The organism is Streptomyces sp. NPDC004284 (genome assembly GCF_042874035.1).
In the GTDB taxonomy this organism is placed as follows: Bacteria; Actinomycetota; Actinomycetes; order Streptomycetales; family Streptomycetaceae; genus Streptomyces.
Window position 1 is genome coordinate 466976 of sequence record NZ_JBIAMJ010000006.1, and the last position, 17169, is coordinate 484144.

A 17169-nucleotide genomic window follows, 5' to 3' on the forward strand; every position below is an offset into this window, starting at 1 on the left:
GGCTCATCGCAGTGCGTTGATCACCTCCTGGGCGGCGCGCTCGCCCTCGGTCGCGCCGCCTTCCATGAAGCCCTGGAAGTCGTACGAACAGTGCTCGCCGCCGATGTGGACGTTGCCCTGGGCGACGCCCTCGTATCCGGCGTACCGGTGGAGGTAGCCGACGGGCCAGTAGGAGTACGCGCCGAGGGAGTACGGGTTCTTGTGCCAGGCGGAGAGCTGGGCGCGGCCGGTGTACGCCCGGGAGGTGCCGGGGAAGAAGGCGTCGACGCCGGCCAGGTAGCGGGTGACCAGGTTCCGTACGTACGGGTCGGACTCGGTGGAGAACGGCCCGGCCGGGTTGAGGTTCCGGGCGAGGCTGCCGCCGCCGTACTGGATGAGGATGCCGCCGGTGCCGCCCTGGACCTTGGTGGTGTCCCAGGTCTGCTGGACCTCGGTGTCGGTGAAGCAGTCACCGGAGGAGACCCCGGGCCAGGCGCCGGTGCCGCGCCAGGGCCGGGTGCCGAACTGCATGTTGAGCTTGGTGCAGTAGCCCATGCGGGCGTCCCGCAGCAGGTTCCGCATGAGCGGGTCGAAACCGGCCTGGCTGGTGTCGAGTTGCTGGAGGATCGGCAGCGGGACGCACAGGATCGTGCGGTCGGCGGTGACGGTCCGGGTGGCGCCCGCCTCGGTGAAGGTGAGCGTCTGGGTGCCGTCGGCGTTGGCCCGCACGGCGTTGAGCGACCAGCCCATCTTGAGGGTGCCGGGGGCGAGCGCTCCGGCGACGGCGTTGGGGAGCCGGTCGTTGCCGCCGACGATGTGGTAGCGCTCGTTGGACAGGCCCCAGACGTTGAAGTTGCCGGGATTGGTCTGGTAGCCCATGAGCAGGACGAGGGCGAGCGAGGACTGGTCGGTGGTGTCGGCGCCGTACTCGACGTTGTAGGCGACGTCGAGGAACTTCCCGAGCGGCGAGGAGTGCCCGCCGGGGACGCGGCTCTCGATCCAGTCGTACAGCGACATGTCGTCGAGGACGGTGCCGGTGGGGGTGGTCTGGTTCCACTTCACCTCGCCCGCGTCGAGCAGGTCGCGGTGGAGGGCCTGGTAGACGGCGTTGAAGTCCTCGTCGGCCTGGGCGCGCGGGTAGTAGGCGCCGTTGAACCAGAGGACTTCCTCGGCTCCGTTGGGTCCGCCGCCGAGGAAGTCCTCGGTGGCGAGGCCGAAGCGGCGGCAGAGTTCCAGGATCTTCTTGTGGCTGGTGTCGATCAGCTCGCCGCCGATCTCGGAGGTCTGGCCGTACGCCCAGTGGTCCCGCTGGGAGTACATGCGGCCGCCGACCCTGGACGGGTTGGCCTCGTAGAGCACCGGGCTCAGTCCGGCGTCCTGGAGGGTGAGGGCGGCGGTGAGGCCGCCGATCCCGGCGCCGACGACGGCGATCCGGGCGGTGCTCTTCACCGGCGGGGTCGGCGTGGCGGCCGCGGCGGGGAGGGCCTGGCCGGCGCCGACGCCGACGGCGATGCCTGCGGCGGTGGCGTACTTGAGGAGGGACCGTCGTCCGAGGGCGTCGGCCCTCAGGCCGCGCAGTTCGTCGACGGGGATGTTCAGCCGGCGGGCGGCGGCGTGCTCGGCGGCGAGGTTCTTCAGGAGGTGCATCGGGTTGGTGCGTGCCATGGGGCGCTCCTGGAGGGTGAGGACGGATTCAGCTCTGGGGTACGGAGGCGGGGACGGGGGTGTCTTCGTCGGTGCGCTCGGTGGCGTCCTCCAGGACGATCCGGCCGATGATCTCGTAGCGCTCGGGCCGCTTGGCCTTGAGGTAGAAGCCGAGGCCGAGGCCGCCGAAGAAGACGACGCCGACGATCCAGGGGATCGCCTTGAAGAAGAGGGAGTCGGCGGCGAGACCCGCCGCTGTCTCCATGTTCATGACCAGCAGGACGACGACGGCGATCATGCCGACGCCGCCGAGGAGCGGGGCCGTGAGGGTCTTGAACCAGTGCCGGTCCTCGGGGTGGTTCTTGCGGAAGTAGCCGATGACCGCGAAGGAGCAGAGGGTCTGGACGATGAGGATCGCCATCGTGCCGAGGATCGCGAGCAGCGTGTAGAGGTGGATGTACGGGTCCTCACCGGTGAGCCAGAAGGCGGCGACGAGGGCCACGGCGATCACGCTCTGCACGAAGGAGGCGATGTAGGGCGAGCCGTGCTTGACGTGCGTCCGGCCGAGCGCCGGGTGGAGGAAGCCCTCCCGGCCGATGGCGTACAGATAGCGCGCGGCGCACTGGTGGAAGGCCATGCCGCAGGCGAAGGAGCCGGTGAGCAGCAGCCACTGGAAGGCGTCGACGGCCCAGGCGCCGATGAAGGTCTGGGTGGGCGCGAAGAACAGGTCGAGGGGGCTCGCGGACGCGGACAGCTTCACGGACCCGGCGAGCCCGTTCCCGGCGATCGTCATCCACGACACGTAGATGTAGAAGAGGCCGACGCCGACGACGGAGATCAGGGTGGCGCGCGGGATGACCCGCTTGGGATTGCGGGACTCCTCGCCGTACATCGCGGTCGACTCGAAACCGACCCAGGACCAGAAGGCGAAGAAGAGGCCGAGCCCGGCGGAGGTGCCGGTGAAGGCGTTCTTGGGGTTGATCGGCTCGACCGGGATGCCGTCGGGACCGCCGCCGGCGATCAGGACGGCGGTGGCGACCGCGAAGAGGACGGCGATCTCCGCGACCAGCATCACGCCCAGCGCCTTGGCGGTCAGGTTGATGTCGAAGTACGACAGGACGGCGGTGACGGCCAGCATGACCGCCGCGTACAGGATCCATGGCAGGTCGACGCCGAGCTGGTCGGCGACCGTCGTCTTGGCGAAGTAGGAGAAGACGCCGACGATCGAGGCCTCGAAGACGATGTACGCGAGGACGGCGAGCATGCCGGAGGCCATGCCGGCGATCCGGCCCAGGCCGTGCGAGATGTAGCCGTAGAAGGCGCCGGCGGCGGTGATCCGCTTGGCCATGGCGACGTAGCCGACCGAGAAGACGGTCAGGACGAGCGTCGCGAAGAGATATCCGGCGGGGGCGCCGGTGCCGTTGCCGAAGCCGACGGCGATGGGGAGGTTTCCGGTCATCGCCGTGATCGGGGCGGCGGTGGCGACGGCCATGAAGACGACGCCGACGAGTCCGACCGAGTTCGCCTTGAGCCGGTGGACCTCTGGGGTGGGGTTCTCTGCCATGGGCCGAGAGGATCCTCGCGGGTGACGTAGGCCACAATCGACATCCGGTCGCACAATTCCCGCCAGGGGACGACGAGTTGTCGCCCTGGTGTACGAACTGTCCGGTCCCGTAACCGTCAGGTGATGTCGCCGGAACACGGACGCGGGTAGCGTCCGGCCCCATGGACAATCAGGGCGGGATCACCGTGCAGCGGGCGCTGGAACTCCCCGGGCTGCGCGGCGGGCTCCCGGAGGTCGTGGCCGGCGCGGACCGGCTGCACCGCACGGTGCGCTGGGTGCACGCGGGCGAGGTGCCGAACATCGCCTCGCTGCTCAAGGGCGGCGAACTACTCCTCACGACGGGCCTCGGCCTGGGCACCCGCCCCGCCGAACAACGCGCCTTCGTCCGCCGGCTCGCCGACCGGGGCATCGCCGCCCTCGTCGTCGAGCTGGGCCCGCGCTTCGCCCGCCTCCCGGCGACGATAGTGGAGACCGCGCGGGCGGCGGGCCTGCCGCTCGTCCAGCTCCACCGCGAGGTCCCCTTCGTCGCCGTCACGGAGGAGATCCACACCGAGATCGTCAACGGCCACTACGCCCTCCAGCGGCAGGCCGAGGAGGTCCACCGGCAGTGCACGGAGGCGCTGCTCGGCGGCGGCGGGGTGCCGCAGGTCCTGCGCATCCTCTCCGACTTCGCCGCCAACCCGGTCTTCCTGGAGACCGCCGACGGACAGCTGCTCTACGCGGCGGGCACCGAGTCCGCGCCCGCCGACCCGCTCCAGGTGTGGGACGGGCTGCGCGGCCAGCGGGCGGCCCGCGAGTCCGGCCCGCCCACCGGCACGGTCCTCGTCGACGTCCCCGGCGGCGGCCCCGGCACGGGCTCGGTACGGGCCCGCCTCGTCCTCCTCGCGGTCTCCGGCCCCCTCTCCCCCGTCCACCGCATGGCGGCCGAGCGGGCGGCCGGGCTCCTCGCCGTCGTCCTCATGCAGGCCCGCCAGGAGGAGGAGCTGGCCGCGCGCGGCCGGGGCGACTTCCTCACGGACCTGGCGGAGGGCCGGATCTCGGCGGAGGACGCCCCGGCTCAGGCGAGGGTCCTCGGCTTCAAGCCCGGGGACGGCCCACTGCTCCCCGTGGTCATGCGCCTGGCCTCCGAGCTGTCCCCCTCGGGCAACTGGGCCCTCCTGGCCCGGGCGGTCCTGGAGGAACTGTCCTCCGTCGGCGTCCCCGCCCTCCTGGGCGTCCGCCCGGTGGAAGGCCGCGTCCCCCTCCTGCTGGGCCTGCGCTCGGAATCCGAACGCACGGCGGTCGCGGACCGGGTCGCGGCGGCGCTGCGCGCGGGCGTGGAGCGGGCCGGCCTCGAACGCGCGGGCGTCCACCCGCCCGTGGTCGTGGTCGGCGTCGCGGGCGGCTGGGCGGCCGCCTCGGCGGGCCTGCGGCACGCGGCCGAGACGGCGACGGCCGCCCAGGGCCTCTCGGACCTCCCCTGGTACGACGCCCGCCGCCTCGACATCGACCTGCTGCTGTGGCGCCTGCGCGACCACCCGGACCTCGCGGCCTTCGTCGACCGCGCGATCGGCCCCCTGCGCGACCACGACAAGGCGTCCCGCCCGCCGCTCCTGCCCACTCTGGAGACGTACCTCGCCCACGCGGGCCGCAAGGCGGAGACCGCCCGCGAACTCCACCTCAACCGCCAGACCCTCTACAACCGCCTGGCCCGCATCTCCGAACTCCTCGGCACGGACCTGGACGACCCCCAGACGGTCCTGGCCCTCTCCCTGGCCCTGAGAGCCCGCCGCCACACGCCGTGACCCACCGTCGGGGCGCGGGCCCCGGCGGGGTCAGCGCCCCGACAGCTCGTCGTACACCGACAGCACGTGCGCGATCGTCTCGTCCTCCGTGGGCCAGGACCCCGCCTGCACCCGCCCCGCCGCCGCCAGGTCCATCCGGCGCTCCTCGTCGTCGAGCAGCCCCCGCACCGCCCCCGCCAGGGCCTCCGCGTCCCCGTAGGGCACCAACTCCGCCGCGTCGCCGACGAGTTCCGGTACGCCGCCGACGGCCGTCGCGACGAGCGGGACCCCGAGCCGGAGCGCCTCCTGCGCGAGCAGGGAACGGGCCTCCCAGCGCGAGGGCAGCACGGCGACGTCCGCGGCGGCGAGCAGCTCGGCGACGTCGTCCCGGCGCCCGAGGAGCCGCACGGCGAGCCGCTCCTCGACGATCCGCCGCTGCAGGAAGGCCCGTTCGCGTCCTTCCCCGGCGATGACGAGCAACGGCTGCGGATCGAGCTCCCGCCACGACCGCGCCGCGTCGAGCAGCGTCCGGTACCCCCGACCGCGTTCGAGCGCCCCGACGGCCATGACCAGGGGCCGGTCGACGGCGCCGAGTTCGGCGCGGGCCTTGCCGTCGTGGAGGCAGACGGGACCGCGCGCGGCGGGCACGGTGACGGGGGCGAGGCGGGCGTCCCGGGCCCCGCGCCGCCGGGCCCGGTCGACGAGTTCGGAGGAGGTGCCGAGGACGACGGTCGCGGCCCGCGCGGTCCTCCGCTCCAGGAGCCGCAGCACCCCGCCCCGCGCCCCGTCGACGTGGTTCCGGCTGTGCCAGGTGGTCACCAGCGGAGCCCGGCCGCCACCGCCGGCGAGCGCGAGCGCGGCCCGTACGGAGGCCTGGAGCCCGTGCGCGTGGACCACGTCCGCGCCGATGCAGGCGTTGCGGAGCACGGTGACGGTCGTGGGGTCGCCGAGGCGCGGCAGCGGCACGAAGTGCGCGCCGGCGCCCAGGTAGTCGTATGCGCGGTCGAGTTCGGCCGGGGCGCACACGGTCACCCGCACGCCCCTCGCCACCAGCCCCGAGGCGAGTGATCGGACGTGAGCGCTGCTGCCCGCGCCGCCGCCGCCCAGCACTTGGACCGTACGGAGCTGTGTCACGCGCCCAAGGATGCCAGTCCGTGCCCCCGACCGTACGCACGTTCCGGCACCGAAATGGCGTCGTTCCCCTGGGCGGAAGGCGTACGGCACGGGGACCCGCACCACGGGTTCACCCACACGGGTGAGTGCGCGAGGTGTGCGGGCGCTCAGGCGGAGGCGGCCCGCTCGCCCCACACGGCGGCGGCGACCAGACCGGCCGCGTGCGCGGCGAGCCCGAGCCGCCCGTTGGAGGCGGCGATGGCGCTGCCGACGGCGGCGCCGAGCGCGTGCGCGCCCATGTCGCCGAGCATGGTCTCCTCGCCGAGGTCGTCACCGAGGAGAGCCGCAGCGGCCCCCATCGGCGCGGCGGCGAGCGGCCCCCGCAGGAGCCCCGGCGCGCCGAGCCCGAGCACGAGGAGGCCCGCGCGCCCCGGCCGTACGTCCACGAGGTTCACCAGGTGCGCGGTGCCGGCGATGACGACGCCGGCGAGGACCTTGTCGACGGGCTTCTCCTTGAGGAGGGCCCCGGTGACGAGCGAGGCGGCACCGATCCCGAGCAGCTTCACGGCCCCGCTGGTCACCTCGCCGCCCCGCAGCGCGCCCAGGTGCGCCCGGAACCCGCGCCGGTGATCGCCGCGCAGGTCGTCGTACCGCCCGCAGACGGCCGCCGCCGCGACGGCGAGGGAGGCGGCCGGCGCGACGGGCAGGACGGCCGCGGCCGAACCGAGGGCGACGGCGGGGCCGGCCAGCAGGGAGACCGGCCGCCCCGCGTGGTTGGTCCGCTCCCAGCCGTACGGGTCCCCCGGCGGCCGCCGCCTCAACTGCCCGTACGCGAGCCGGGCCGCACCGAAGGCGACGGCGAAGACACCGCCCCGCCCGAGACCGCCCGCCCCCGCGCCGGCCTGCCCGAGACCGCCCGGCCCGATGCCGACCGACCCGACGTCGGCCTGTCCGAGACCGCCCGGACCCGCGCCGGCCTGTCCGACGCCGCCCTGCCCCGTACCGACCGCCCCCGTACCGACCGATCCGACGCCGACCGACCCGACGTCGGCCTGTCCGAGACCGCCCGGCCCGACGCCGACCCGCCCGAGGCCGCCCGGACCCGCGCCGGCCCGCCCCGTGCCGGCCGGTTCCGTCCCGTGCCTCACCCGTCCGCCCGCGCCGTCGCGAGCAGTTCCTCCGCGTGGGCCCTGGCCGTCTCGGAGTCCTCCTGGCCGGCGAGCATCCGGGACAGCTCCCGGACGCGCTCCTCGCCCTCCAGGACGGTGACGCCCGACCGGGTGACGGAGCCGTCGTTGGTCTTCTCGACGAGGAGCTGCCGGTCGGCGAAGGCGGCGACCTGCGGGAGGTGGGTGACGACGACGACCTGCGCGGACTTCGCGAGCTTGGCGAGCCGGCGGCCGATCTCGACGGCCGCCTTGCCGCCGACGCCCGCGTCGACCTCGTCGAAGAGGTACGTCGGCACCGGGTCGACCCCGGCGAAGACGACCTCCACGGCGAGCATCACGCGGGACAGCTCACCGCCGGACGCGCCCTTGGCGATGGGCCGGGGCGGGGCACCGGGGTGCGGGGCGAGCAGCAGCTCGACCTCGTCGGCGCCGGACGGGCCGTAGGCGACCCGGCGGCCGCCGACCTCGACGCCCTCCTCGTCCTCGGTCTGCCGGATGTCGAAGGACACGCGCGCGTGCGGCATGGCCAGCGAGGCGAGTTCGGCGGTGACCGCGGCGGCGAACCGGTCCGCCGCCTCGGTACGGGCATCGGTGAGCCGCTGCGCGAGCACCGAGAGCGCGTCGCGCAGCCGGTCCCGCTCGGCGGTGAGCTCCTCGATGCGCTCGTCGTCGCCCTCCAGCTCGCCGAGCCGCCCCGCGCTCTCCTCCGCCCAGGCGAGCACGGCCGCGATGTCCTCGCCGTACTTCCTCGTCAGCTGGTTGAGCAGCGCCCGCCGCTCCTCGACGGCGGCGAGCCGCAGCGGGTCGGCGTCGAGGTCGTCGGCGTATCCGGCGAGCTCCTGCGCCACGTCCGAGAGGAGGATGGAGATCTCGCCCATCCGGTCGGCGAGCCCGGCGAGCGCCGGGTCGTGCGACCGTACGGCCTCCAGGGCCCGGCCCGCGCCCGCGACGAGGGTGGTGGCGTCGACGACCTCGGGGTCCTCGGGGTTGCCCACGAGCGCGCCGTGCGCGAGCGCGGCGGCGGAGGCGAGGGCCTCGGCGTGGCCGAGCCGCTCGGCCTCGGCGGCGAGTTCGGCGTCCTCGCCCGCGCGCGGTTCGACGGCCTCGATCTCGCCGAGCCCGAAGCGCAGCAGATCGGCCTCCTGGGCCCGCTCACGCGCGCGCGTGGTGATCTCGTCCAGCTCGGTGGTGACGGCGCGCAGCCGCCGGTACGCCTCCCCGTAGGCGGCGAGCGGCACGGAGACGGCCTCGCCCGCGTACCGGTCGAGCGCGCCGCGCTGCCGGGCGGGCTTGAGCAGGCCCTGCTGGTCGGTCTGGCCGTGGACGGCGACGAGCTCGTCGGAGAGTTCGGCGAGCAGCCCGACGGGGACGGAGCGCCCGCCGAGGTGGGCGCGCGAGCGTCCCTCGGCGGAGACCGTACGGCTGACGAGGAGCACGCCCTCGTCGAGCTCGGCACCGGCCTCCTCGGCGCGTACGGCGACGGGCGCGCCCGCAGGCACGCTGATCCGCCCCTCGACGACGGCCGAGGCCGCGCCGATCCGCACCAGGGCCGGGTCGGCACGTCCGCCGAGCAGCAGCCCCAGGCTGGTCACGACCATCGTCTTGCCCGCACCGGTCTCACCGGTCACCGCGGTGAAGCCGGGCGACAGCTCGACCACCGCGTCGTCGATGACCCCGAGCGACCGTATCCGCATCTCCTCCAGCACGCCCCAGACCATACGAGGTTTCCCGGGTCCGATGCGACATCGGCCCGGCCGTAACCCTCGGGAGCACCAGTCGTTACGAGCGGGCCGGGGTCAGTGCGGCGCGCCCCGCCATCCCGACACCGGCAGGGCGAACTTGGCGACGAGCCGGTCGGTGAAGGAGGCGTGGTGCAGCCGGGCGAGCCGGACCGGCACGGCGCCCCGCCGCACCTCGACGCGCGCGCCCGCCGGAAGCTCCACCGCCCGCCGCCCGTCGCACCACAGCACCCCGTGCGGGGTGTGCGGCTCGACCTCGACCGCGAGCACCGACTGCGGAGTGGTGACGAGCGGCTTGGCGAAGAGGGCGTGGGCCCCGATCGGGACCATGAGCAGCGCCTCGACCTCGGGCCAGACGACGGGCCCGCCCGCCGAGAAGGCGTAGGCGGTGGAGCCGGTGGGTGTCGCGCAGATCACCCCGTCGCAGCCGAAGCCGGTCACCGGACGCCCGTCGATCGCGAGCACGACCTCCAGCATCCGTTCCGGCGAGACCTTCTGCACGGCGGCCTCGTTGAGTGCCCAGTCGCGGTGCAGGACGTCGCCGTTCTCGTACACGGTGACGTCGAGGGTCATCCGCTCCTCGACCTCGTACGCCTTGGTGACGACCCGGTCGACGACCTTGTCGAGGTCGTCGCGCTCGGCCTCGGCGAGGAAGCCGACGCGCCCCAGGTTGACGCCGAGCATGGGCACGCCGGAGGCGCGGGAGAACTCGGCGCCGCGCAGCAGCGTCCCGTCGCCGCCGAGGACGACGAGCAGCTCACAGCCGTCGAGGGCGTCGGAGCAGGCCTCCGGCACCTTCTCGACGGACGGCGGCAGCGGCAGGTCCGCGGCCTCGGCCTCCAGGACGCGGACGCCGATGCCGCAGCGCAGCAGCCCCAGGACGACCAGTTCGGCGCTGCGCACGGCGGCCGGACGGCCGGTGTGCGCGAGCAGGAAGACGGTGCGTGTTGTTCCCGATGGTGCTGCTGCAGTTGAGCTCAACGAGGTCCCTCCGCCACGGCGCGGTCGACGTCAGCCGGATCCAGCGCGGGCGCGCCTGCCCGCAGCCACAGAAAGTACTCGACGTTGCCGGAGGGGCCGGGCAGGGGGCTGGCGGTGACGCCGAGGACGCCGAGGCCGAGCTCGCCGGCCTGCCGCGCCACGTTCTTCACCGCGTCCGCGCGGAGTTCGGCGGAGCGGACGACTCCGCCGGTGCCGAGCCGCTCCTTGCCCACCTCGAACTGCGGCTTGACCATGAGGACGAGGTCGGCGCCGGGCGCCGTGCAGGCCGCGAGGGCCGGCAGGACGAGCCCGAGCGGGATGAAGGACAGGTCGCCGACGACGAGGTCGACGGGGACGCCGTCGATCGCGTCGAGCGTCAGCTCGCGTACGTTCGTGCGGTCCTTCACGGTGACCCGCTCGTCGCTCTGCAGCGACCAGGCGAGCTGTCCGTAGCCGACGTCGACGGCGACGACATGGGCGGCGCCCGCGCGCAGCAGGACGTCCGTGAAGCCGCCGGTGGAGGCTCCGGCGTCCAGGGCGCGCCGGCCCTCGACCACCAGCCCCTCGGGCACGAAGGCGGCGAAGGCCCCGGCGAGCTTGTGGCCGCCGCGCGAGACGTAGTCGGGGTCGGAGTCGTCCTGGGCGACGACGATGGCCGCGGCGGTCTCGACCTGGGTGGCGGGCTTGGTGGCGACGGTCTTGCCGACGGTCACCCGGCCCGCGGCGATCAGCTGGCTGGCGTGCTCGCGCGAGCGCGCGAGCTTGCGCCGTACCAGCTCGGCGTCGAGACGGCGGCGTGCCGGTCCTGCCACGTTCGGTTCAGCTCCTGTTGTCGTACGGACGGGGGGCGGGGTGCGTGTCGAGCGAGGTCAGCTCGGCACGCAGTCCACGGTGTACATCCTCGTACACCTCCAGGTGTCCGTCCGCCGGGAGGTGGTCCAGCTCGGCGAGACGCGCGAGCCCGGCGTCGACGGCGGGATGGCCGGTGGGCTCCGCGGCGACGCCGAGCGGCGCGGGCCCGGCGGGCTCGTACGTCTCGGCCGGGGCCTGCTCCTGCGGGGCTTCGGGGGTGGCGTCGCTCATGCCCCGACGCTACCGCGAAGCCCTGGGGTACCGTCGACGGCGATGGCGACGATCACGGAGTGCCGCGGCGCACTCGACAGACTTTCGGACAATCTCGCGCGGGCCGACGAGGGCGTGCGCGGTGCGGCCGCGCTCGACCGCAGCCTGAGCTGCCACATCACGGACCTCGACACGACGTTCACGGGCCGTCTCGCGGACGGCCGGATCGAGGTACGGGACACGGTCGCGGGCCCGCCGCCGGAGAAGGCGCAGATCCGGCTCGCGATGACCGGCGACGACCTGGTGGCGATGGTGGACGGCGGGCTGAACTTCGCGAAGGCCTGGGCCTCCGGCCGGGTCAGGCTGGAGGCCGGCTTCCGCGACCTCCTGCGCCTGCGGTCACTTCTGTAGCGCGGGCTCCTGGACCGGCACCGGCCGCGGGACCCTGGCCCTGCGGCCGGCCGGCACGACCAGCGGCGTCCCCGTCTCCGGGTCGTCGATGACCTGGCAGCGCAGCCCGAAGACCCGCTCGACGAGTTCGGCGGTGACGACCTCCGACGGCGGTCCCTCGGCGACGACCTCGCCGTCGCGGACGGCGATGAGGTGGGTCGCGTACCGGGCCGCGTGGTTGAGGTCGTGGAGGACGGCGACGAGCGTCCGCCCCTGCGTCTCGTGCAGTTCGGCGCACAGGTCGAGGACGTCGATCTGGTGCTGGATGTCGAGGTACGTGGTGGGCTCGTCGAGCAGCAGCAGCGGGGTCTGCTGGGCGAGCGCCATGGCGATCCAGACGCGCTGGCGCTGACCGCCCGAGAGCTCGTCCACGTACCGCCCGGCGAGCTCGGCGACGCCGGTCGACTCCATCGACTCCCGGACGATCCGCTCGTCCTCCGGGGACCACTGGCGCAGCAGCCCCTGGTGCGGGTAGCGGCCGCGCGCGACGAGGTCGGCGACGGTGATGCCGTCGGGGGCCACGGAGGTCTGGGGCAGCAGCCCGAGGATCCTGGCGACCTTCTTGGCGGGCATCGTGTGGATCGACTGCCCGTCGAGCAGGACGCGGCCCTCGCTGGGCTTCAGCATCCGGGAGAGGGCGCGCAGCAGGGTGGACTTGCCGCAGGCGTTGGGCCCGACGATGACGGTGAACGAGCGGTCGGGGATCGCGACGGACAGATCGCGGGCGACGACCCGCTGCTCGTACGCCAGGGTGACCGATTCCGCGCTCAGGCGCTGCTGCTGCCGACCGTCCATACCCGCACTCCCGCTTCTCGTCCGTGGCCGTGCCCGGCGATGACGAACACGACCCACGCGAAGTTAGGTTAGCCTACCCAACTTCGCCCGCCGTCGGGGCGTCGAAGCCTCACACCCCCGCCCGGAAGCACCGGGCCCTCACACCCCGAGCAGCGCCAGCGCCTTCCCCGCGTCCGGCACACCGGCACCCGGCGCCGCGTCCCTCGCGGACCACGAGGCCCCGCACAGCGCCCGCACCCCGTCCAGCGCCTCGGCCCCCTCGCCCGGCGTGCCGTCGAGGATCAGCTCACCGCCGCTCACGGAGGCCCGCCACCCCCCGCACACGAAGCCCCCGGCCCCGTCCTCGACGACCTCCGGCTGCCCCGTGAGCAGCCCCCGCAGATCGGCCGCCACATATGTGGGCCGGTGCTCGGGCACGGCCGCGAGCAGCTGCGCCACGTCCGTCACCCCGGTCAGCACGAGCAGCGAGTCGACCCCGCCGTTGAACGCGCCCTCGATGTCCGTGTCGAGCCGGTCCCCGACCACCAGCGGCCGCGCCGCCCCGGTCCGCAGCACCGTCTCCCGGTGCATCGGCGGCAGCGGCTTCCCCGCGACCTTCGGCTCCACGCGGTGCCCGGTGGCGATCCGCACGACCTCCACCGCCGCCCCGTTGCCCGGCCCGATCCCCCGCGTCCCGGGGATCGTCAGGTCCGTGTTGGAGGCGTACCAGGGCACCCCGCGCCCCACCGCGTAGGCCGCCTCCGCGAACCGCGCCCACGGCATCCCCGGCCCGCCGTACCCCTGCACCACCGCCACCGGGTCGTCGTCCGCCGAGTCCACCGGCACGAGCCCCCGCTCGCGCAGCGCCACCCGCAGTCCCTCGCCGCCGACGACCAGCACCCGGGACCCGGCCGGCACGTCGTCCGCGATCAGCCGGGCCACCGCCTGCGCCGAGGTGACCACGTCCCCGGCCTCCGCCGGCACCCCCAGCTCCGTCAGGTGCTCCGCCACCTCGTCGGGCGTCCGCAGCGCGTTGTTGGTGACGTACGCCAGGTGCATCCCGCCGGCCCGGGCCGCCCCCAGCGCCTCCACCGCGTACGGGATCGCCGCCCCGCCCGCGAAGTACACGACGCCGTCCAGGTCCAGGAGCGCCGTGTCGTAGGCCTCGCTCAGCGCGACCGCGCTGCCTCCGGGGCGCTTCCTGCCGCCGTCACGCCCGCCCTGACCGTTCCGCACCGTCACCGCACACTCCTCAGATCGCCGGGTGAAATTCCCCCGCTCCCCCGATCATCTCTTATGCCCGCTGCCCACATACGATGACGAGATGAACACCTCAGGTCACGCGGCCGCCGACGTCCGCGACGACACGACAGGTCTGCGCCTGGCACCGTTCCGGGGACTTCGCTACGTCCCCGAGCGGGTCGGCAGTCTCGCCGCCGTGATGTCCCCGCCCTACGACGTCGTCGTACGACCTGACGGACTGCTCCATCTGGAGTCCGCCGACCCGCACAACATCGTCCGGCTGATCCTGCCGCAGGCGATCACCGCCGGCACCCGCCACCGCAAGGCCGCCGTCACCCTCGACCGCTGGCTCGCGGACGGCGTCCTCGCCCCGGACCCGGAGCCCGCGCTCTACGTGTACGAGCAGAACGGCGACGGCATCCTCCAGCGCGGCATCATCGGCGCCCTGGAGCTCTCCACCCCGGCCGAGGGCATCGTCCTCCCCCACGAGGACGTCATGCCGCACGTCGTCGAGGACCGCGCCGCCCTGATGCGGACCACGGCCGCGAACCTGGACCCCCTGCTCCTCACCTACGTCGGAGGGGAGGAGGGCGGCGCCGACGCGGTCATCGAACGCACCGTACGGCGCGAGCCCCTGCTCTCCACCACCACGGAGGACGGCTTCCAGCACCGCCTCTGGTCGGTCACGGACCCCGCCGAACTCGCCGCGATCGCCGGCGAACTGTCCCGCCATCAGGCCCTCATCGCCGACGGCCACCACCGCTGGGCGACGTACCTGCGCCTCCGCGAGGAGCACACCGCGCCCGGCCCCTGGAACTACGGCCTGGTCCTCCTCATCGACACCACCCGCTACCCCCTGCGGGTCCGCGCCATCCACCGCCTCCTCAACCGCCTGCCGGTCGCCGACGCCCTCACGGCCCTCGACGACCACTTCCGGGTGCGCCGCATCGACCGGCCGCTCCCGGTGGCCCTGGAGGCCCTGGAGGCCGCCGCGTCCGAGGGCAACGCCTTCCTCCTCGCCGGCGACGGCGCCTTCCACCTCCTGGACCGCCCGGACCCCGCCCTCCTCGACCGCGCGATCCGCACGGACCGCCCCCAGGCCTGGCGGACCCTGGACGCCACGGTCCTGCACTCCGCCCTCCTGGAGCACGTCTGGCACATCCCGGACACCCCCGAGGACATCGCCTACATCCACGACACGGAGGCGGCGGTCGCCCAGGCGGAACGCCGCGGCGGTACGGCGGTCCTCATGCACCCGGTACGGGAGGAGGTCGTCCGCGACCTCGCCCGCCAGGGCGTCACCATGCCCCGCAAGTCGACCTCGTTCGGCCCGAAGCCGGCGACGGGCCTCGTCCTGAGAAGCCTGGCTCTGGACTGAGAGCACGGAAACGAAGAAGGGCGGCACCCAGTGACTGGGTGCCGCCCTTCTCATCTACGCGCCCGGATCAGCCCTTGTCGCCGTTCCGCTCGTCCTCGTCGTCCTCGTCGTCCTCGTCGATGTCGAGCTCGACGTCGACGACGTCCGACTCCACCGACTCGTTCTCCACCGACTCGTCCGACTCGTCCTCGGACTCGTCGAAGGCGTCGACGAACTCGACGCCGTCCATCTCGGCGAGCCGGTCGGAGGCGTCCGTGGCGCCGTCCTTGTCGGCCTCCAGGGCCTTGGCGAACCACTCGCGCGCCTCGCGCTCACGGCCGGCGGCGAGCAGCGCGTCGGCGTACGCGTACCGCAGGCGCGCGGTCCACGGGTGCACGGCGCTGGAGGCCAGCTCGGGGCTCTGCAGCGTCACGATGGCCGCGTCGAGCTGCCCCATGTCCCGGCGGGCACCGGCGGCGACGAGCCGCATCTCGACCTGCCCGGCCTTGTCCAGCTTCTGCACCTCGGGCTCACCGGCCATGGCGAGGGCCCGCTCGGGCCGGCCGAGGCCGCGCTCGCAGTCGGCCATGACGGGCCACAGCTCGACGCCGCCGCTCATCCGGCGCGCGGCCCGGAACTCGGCCAGCGCCTCGGAGTACTTCTGCGTCGCGTACGCGGCGAAGCCGGCGGCCTCGCGGACGGCCGCGACACGGGAGGCGAGCCGCAGGGCCACCCGGGAGTAGCCGTAGGCCTTCTCCGGCTCCTCGTCGATCAGCTGGGCGACCATGACGAGGTTGCGCGAGACGTCCTCCGCGAGCCCCTTGGGAAGGCTCATGAGCTCCTGGCGCACATCCGGGTCGATCTCCTCACCGGTGACCTCCGGCGGGATCGGCAGCCGCTTGATGGGCGCACGGTCACCACGGTCCCGGTCATCCCGACGCCCGTAGCCACCCCGGTCGTCGCGGCCGCGGTACCCACCGCGGTCGCCGCCCCGGTCGTCCCTGCCGCGGTACCCACCACGGTCGCCGCCCCGGTCGTCACGGCGGAAGCCGCCGCCACGGTTGTCGCCACCACGGTCGTCGCGGCGGAACCCACCACGGCTGTCGTCCCGACGGAACGACGAGGGACGCTCGTCGCGACGGTCGTCGCGGCGGAAGCCGCCACCACGGCTGTCGCCGCCACGGTCGTCACGCTGCCCGTACGAGGGACGGTCATCCCGACGGAACGACGACGGACGCTCGTCGCGCCGGTCGTCGCGGCGGAAGCCGCCACCACGGTTGTCGCCACCACGGCTGTCATCGCGACGGAAACCGCCACGGCTGTCGCCGCCCCGGCTGTCGTCCCGACGGAACGACGAGGGACGCTCGTCACGGCGGTCGTCGCGGCGGAAGCCGCCACCACGGTTGTCGCCACCACGGTCGTCACGCTGCCCGTACGAGGGACGGTCATCCCGACGGAACGACGACGGACGCTCGTCACGACGGTCGTCCCGGCGGAAGCCGCCACCACGGTTGTCGCCACCACGGTCGTCACGCTGCCCGTACGAGGGACGGTCATCCCGACGGAACGACGACGGACGCTCATCACGACGGTCGTCGCGACGGAAGCCGCCACCACGGTTGTCGCCACCACGGCTGTCATCGCGACGGAAACCGCCGCCACGGTTGTCCCCACCGCGGTCGTCACGGCGGAAGCCGCCACCACGGTTGTCGTCACGACGGTCGTCACGCTGGCCGTAGGACGGGCGGTCGTCCCGACGGAACGAGGGACGCTCGTCGCGCCGGTCGTCACGGCGGAAGCCACCGCCACGGTTGTCGCCACCACGGCTGTCATCGCGACGGAAACCGCCACCACGGTTGTCACCGCCACGGTCGTCACGGCGGAACCCACCACGGCTGTCGCCACCACGGCTGTCGTCGCGACGGAAGCCGCCACCACGGTTGTCGCCGCCACGGTTGTCGCCGCCACGATCGTCGCGACGGAAGCCACCACCGCCACGGTTGTCATCCCGGCGCGGCCCACGGAAGCCGCCCCGGTCGCCACCGGCACCGTCCCTGCGACGCGGCTCGCGCTCCGGACGGTCGTCGGGAGAGTTGGTGGACATCGGTGTGACTCCTGTCTTCGGGTACTGCGTTCATTCTCGCGCAGCCGGCACTCAGCCGCGCATCGGAAAAGTCAAGCAAAAAACAAAAGGACCTCTGGTCCCAGCGTGAACGCTGGGACCAGAGGTCCTGAAGAATTGTTCGGCGGCGTCCTACTCTCCCACAGGGTCCCCCCTGCAGTACCATCGGCGCTGAAAGGCTTAGCTTCCGGGTTCGGAATGTAACCGGGC

General features: G+C 73.7%; 15 protein-coding genes and 1 rRNA gene. 3 read left to right on the forward strand and 13 right to left on the reverse strand.

Going from position 1 to position 17169, the window contains the following annotated elements; genetic code table 11:
* Nucleotides 1-3: 3 nt before the first annotated feature.
* Complete coding sequence (locus ACFYUS_RS19190) at nt 4-1644, reverse strand: flavin monoamine oxidase family protein (RefSeq protein ID WP_388852944.1); 1641 nt, start codon at nt 1642-1644, stop codon at nt 4-6.
* Nucleotides 1645-1672: 28 nt separating this feature from the next.
* Nucleotides 1673-3187: an APC family permease gene (locus ACFYUS_RS19195; RefSeq protein ID WP_388852947.1), complete on the reverse strand. Its 1515-nt coding sequence runs from the start codon at nt 3185-3187 to the stop codon at nt 1673-1675.
* A gap of 161 nt (nt 3188-3348) precedes the next feature.
* On the opposite strand from ACFYUS_RS19195, the gene ACFYUS_RS19200 reads away from it, so the two are divergent.
* Nucleotides 3349-4971 (forward strand): PucR family transcriptional regulator, encoded by a 1623-nt coding sequence (locus ACFYUS_RS19200; protein ID WP_388852950.1) that lies wholly within the window; start codon nt 3349-3351, stop codon nt 4969-4971.
* A 30-nt stretch (nt 4972-5001) separates the two neighbouring features.
* On the opposite strand, the gene ACFYUS_RS19205 is transcribed toward ACFYUS_RS19200, so the two are convergent.
* The 6 genes from ACFYUS_RS19205 to ACFYUS_RS19230 form a co-directional block, all read right to left on the reverse strand.
* Complete coding sequence (locus ACFYUS_RS19205) at nt 5002-6084, reverse strand: glycosyltransferase family 4 protein (protein ID WP_388852953.1); 1083 nt, start codon at nt 6082-6084, stop codon at nt 5002-5004.
* 146 nt (nt 6085-6230) lie between these two features.
* Nucleotides 6231-6989, reverse strand: a complete 759-nt coding sequence (locus ACFYUS_RS19210) for a hypothetical protein (RefSeq protein WP_388853022.1) — start codon at nt 6987-6989, stop codon at nt 6231-6233.
* Nucleotides 6990-7207: 218 nt separating this feature from the next.
* The gene (recN, locus tag ACFYUS_RS19215) at nt 7208-8950 is read right to left on the reverse strand and encodes a DNA repair protein RecN (RefSeq protein WP_388852955.1); all 1743 of its coding nucleotides are present in this window, start codon (nt 8948-8950) and stop codon (nt 7208-7210) included.
* A gap of 78 nt (nt 8951-9028) precedes the next feature.
* Nucleotides 9029-9952, reverse strand: coding sequence for an NAD kinase (locus tag ACFYUS_RS19220; RefSeq protein ID WP_388852958.1), 924 nt, complete (start codon nt 9950-9952; stop codon nt 9029-9031).
* Nucleotides 9949-10764: a TlyA family RNA methyltransferase gene (locus tag ACFYUS_RS19225; protein WP_388852960.1), complete on the reverse strand. Its 816-nt coding sequence runs from the start codon at nt 10762-10764 to the stop codon at nt 9949-9951. Before ACFYUS_RS19225 ends, ACFYUS_RS19220 begins: the two co-directional genes overlap by 4 nt.
* Nucleotides 10765-10771: 7 nt before the next feature.
* The gene (locus ACFYUS_RS19230) at nt 10772-11035 is read right to left on the reverse strand and encodes a hypothetical protein (protein WP_388852963.1); all 264 of its coding nucleotides are present in this window, start codon (nt 11033-11035) and stop codon (nt 10772-10774) included.
* Nucleotides 11036-11077: 42 nt separating this feature from the next.
* Between ACFYUS_RS19230 and ACFYUS_RS19235 the strand changes: the two genes are divergently transcribed.
* Nucleotides 11078-11425 carry an SCP2 sterol-binding domain-containing protein gene (locus ACFYUS_RS19235; protein ID WP_388852966.1) on the forward strand — a complete coding sequence of 116 codons (348 nt, stop codon included), beginning with the start codon at nt 11078-11080 and terminating at the stop codon, nt 11423-11425.
* On the opposite strand, the gene ACFYUS_RS19240 is transcribed toward ACFYUS_RS19235, so the two are convergent.
* Complete coding sequence (locus tag ACFYUS_RS19240) at nt 11414-12259, reverse strand: ABC transporter ATP-binding protein (protein WP_388852969.1); 846 nt, start codon at nt 12257-12259, stop codon at nt 11414-11416. The genes ACFYUS_RS19235 and ACFYUS_RS19240 overlap by 12 nt on opposite strands.
* Before the next feature lie 138 nt (nt 12260-12397).
* Complete coding sequence (locus ACFYUS_RS19245) at nt 12398-13480, reverse strand: HAD hydrolase-like protein (RefSeq protein ID WP_388852972.1); 1083 nt, start codon at nt 13478-13480, stop codon at nt 12398-12400.
* Between the two features lie 82 nt (nt 13481-13562).
* Here ACFYUS_RS19245 and ACFYUS_RS19250 point away from each other — a divergent pair, with 82 nt between their 5' ends.
* Nucleotides 13563-14858, forward strand: coding sequence for a DUF1015 domain-containing protein (locus ACFYUS_RS19250; RefSeq protein ID WP_388852975.1), 1296 nt, complete (start codon nt 13563-13565; stop codon nt 14856-14858).
* 67 nt (nt 14859-14925) lie between these two features.
* On the opposite strand, the gene ACFYUS_RS19255 is transcribed toward ACFYUS_RS19250, so the two are convergent.
* The 3 genes from ACFYUS_RS19255 to rrf form a co-directional block, all read right to left on the reverse strand.
* A complete protein-coding gene (locus ACFYUS_RS19255; RefSeq protein ID WP_388853025.1) occupies nt 14926-15732 on the reverse strand; it encodes a hypothetical protein in 807 nt (268 codons plus the stop codon).
* Nucleotides 15669-16826 (reverse strand): hypothetical protein, encoded by a 1158-nt coding sequence (locus ACFYUS_RS19260; protein ID WP_388853028.1) that lies wholly within the window; start codon nt 16824-16826, stop codon nt 15669-15671. The genes ACFYUS_RS19255 and ACFYUS_RS19260 overlap by 64 nt, the downstream gene beginning before the upstream one ends.
* Nucleotides 16827-17078: 252 nt before the next feature.
* Nucleotides 17079-17169, reverse strand: a 5S ribosomal RNA gene (gene rrf / locus ACFYUS_RS19265); the annotation flags it as partial.

Bases quoted from the DNA above. Each gene is read 5' to 3' on its own strand.
- ACFYUS_RS19250 (WP_388852975.1), top strand. From the start codon at position 13,563: ATGAACACCTCAGGTCACGCGGCCGCCGACGTCCGCGACGACACGACA.
- ACFYUS_RS19190 (WP_388852944.1), bottom strand. From the start codon at position 1,644: ATGGCACGCACCAACCCGATGCACCTCCTGAAGAACCTCGCCGCCGAG.
- ACFYUS_RS19240 (WP_388852969.1), bottom strand. From the start codon at position 12,259: ATGGACGGTCGGCAGCAGCAGCGCCTGAGCGCGGAATCGGTCACCCTG.
- ACFYUS_RS19230 (WP_388852963.1), bottom strand. From the start codon at position 11,035: ATGAGCGACGCCACCCCCGAAGCCCCGCAGGAGCAGGCCCCGGCCGAG.
- ACFYUS_RS19235 (WP_388852966.1), top strand. From the start codon at position 11,078: ATGGCGACGATCACGGAGTGCCGCGGCGCACTCGACAGACTTTCGGAC.
- ACFYUS_RS19200 (WP_388852950.1), top strand. From the start codon at position 3,349: ATGGACAATCAGGGCGGGATCACCGTGCAGCGGGCGCTGGAACTCCCC.
- recN (WP_388852955.1), bottom strand. From the start codon at position 8,950: ATGGTCTGGGGCGTGCTGGAGGAGATGCGGATACGGTCGCTCGGGGTC.
- ACFYUS_RS19195 (WP_388852947.1), bottom strand. From the start codon at position 3,187: ATGGCAGAGAACCCCACCCCAGAGGTCCACCGGCTCAAGGCGAACTCG.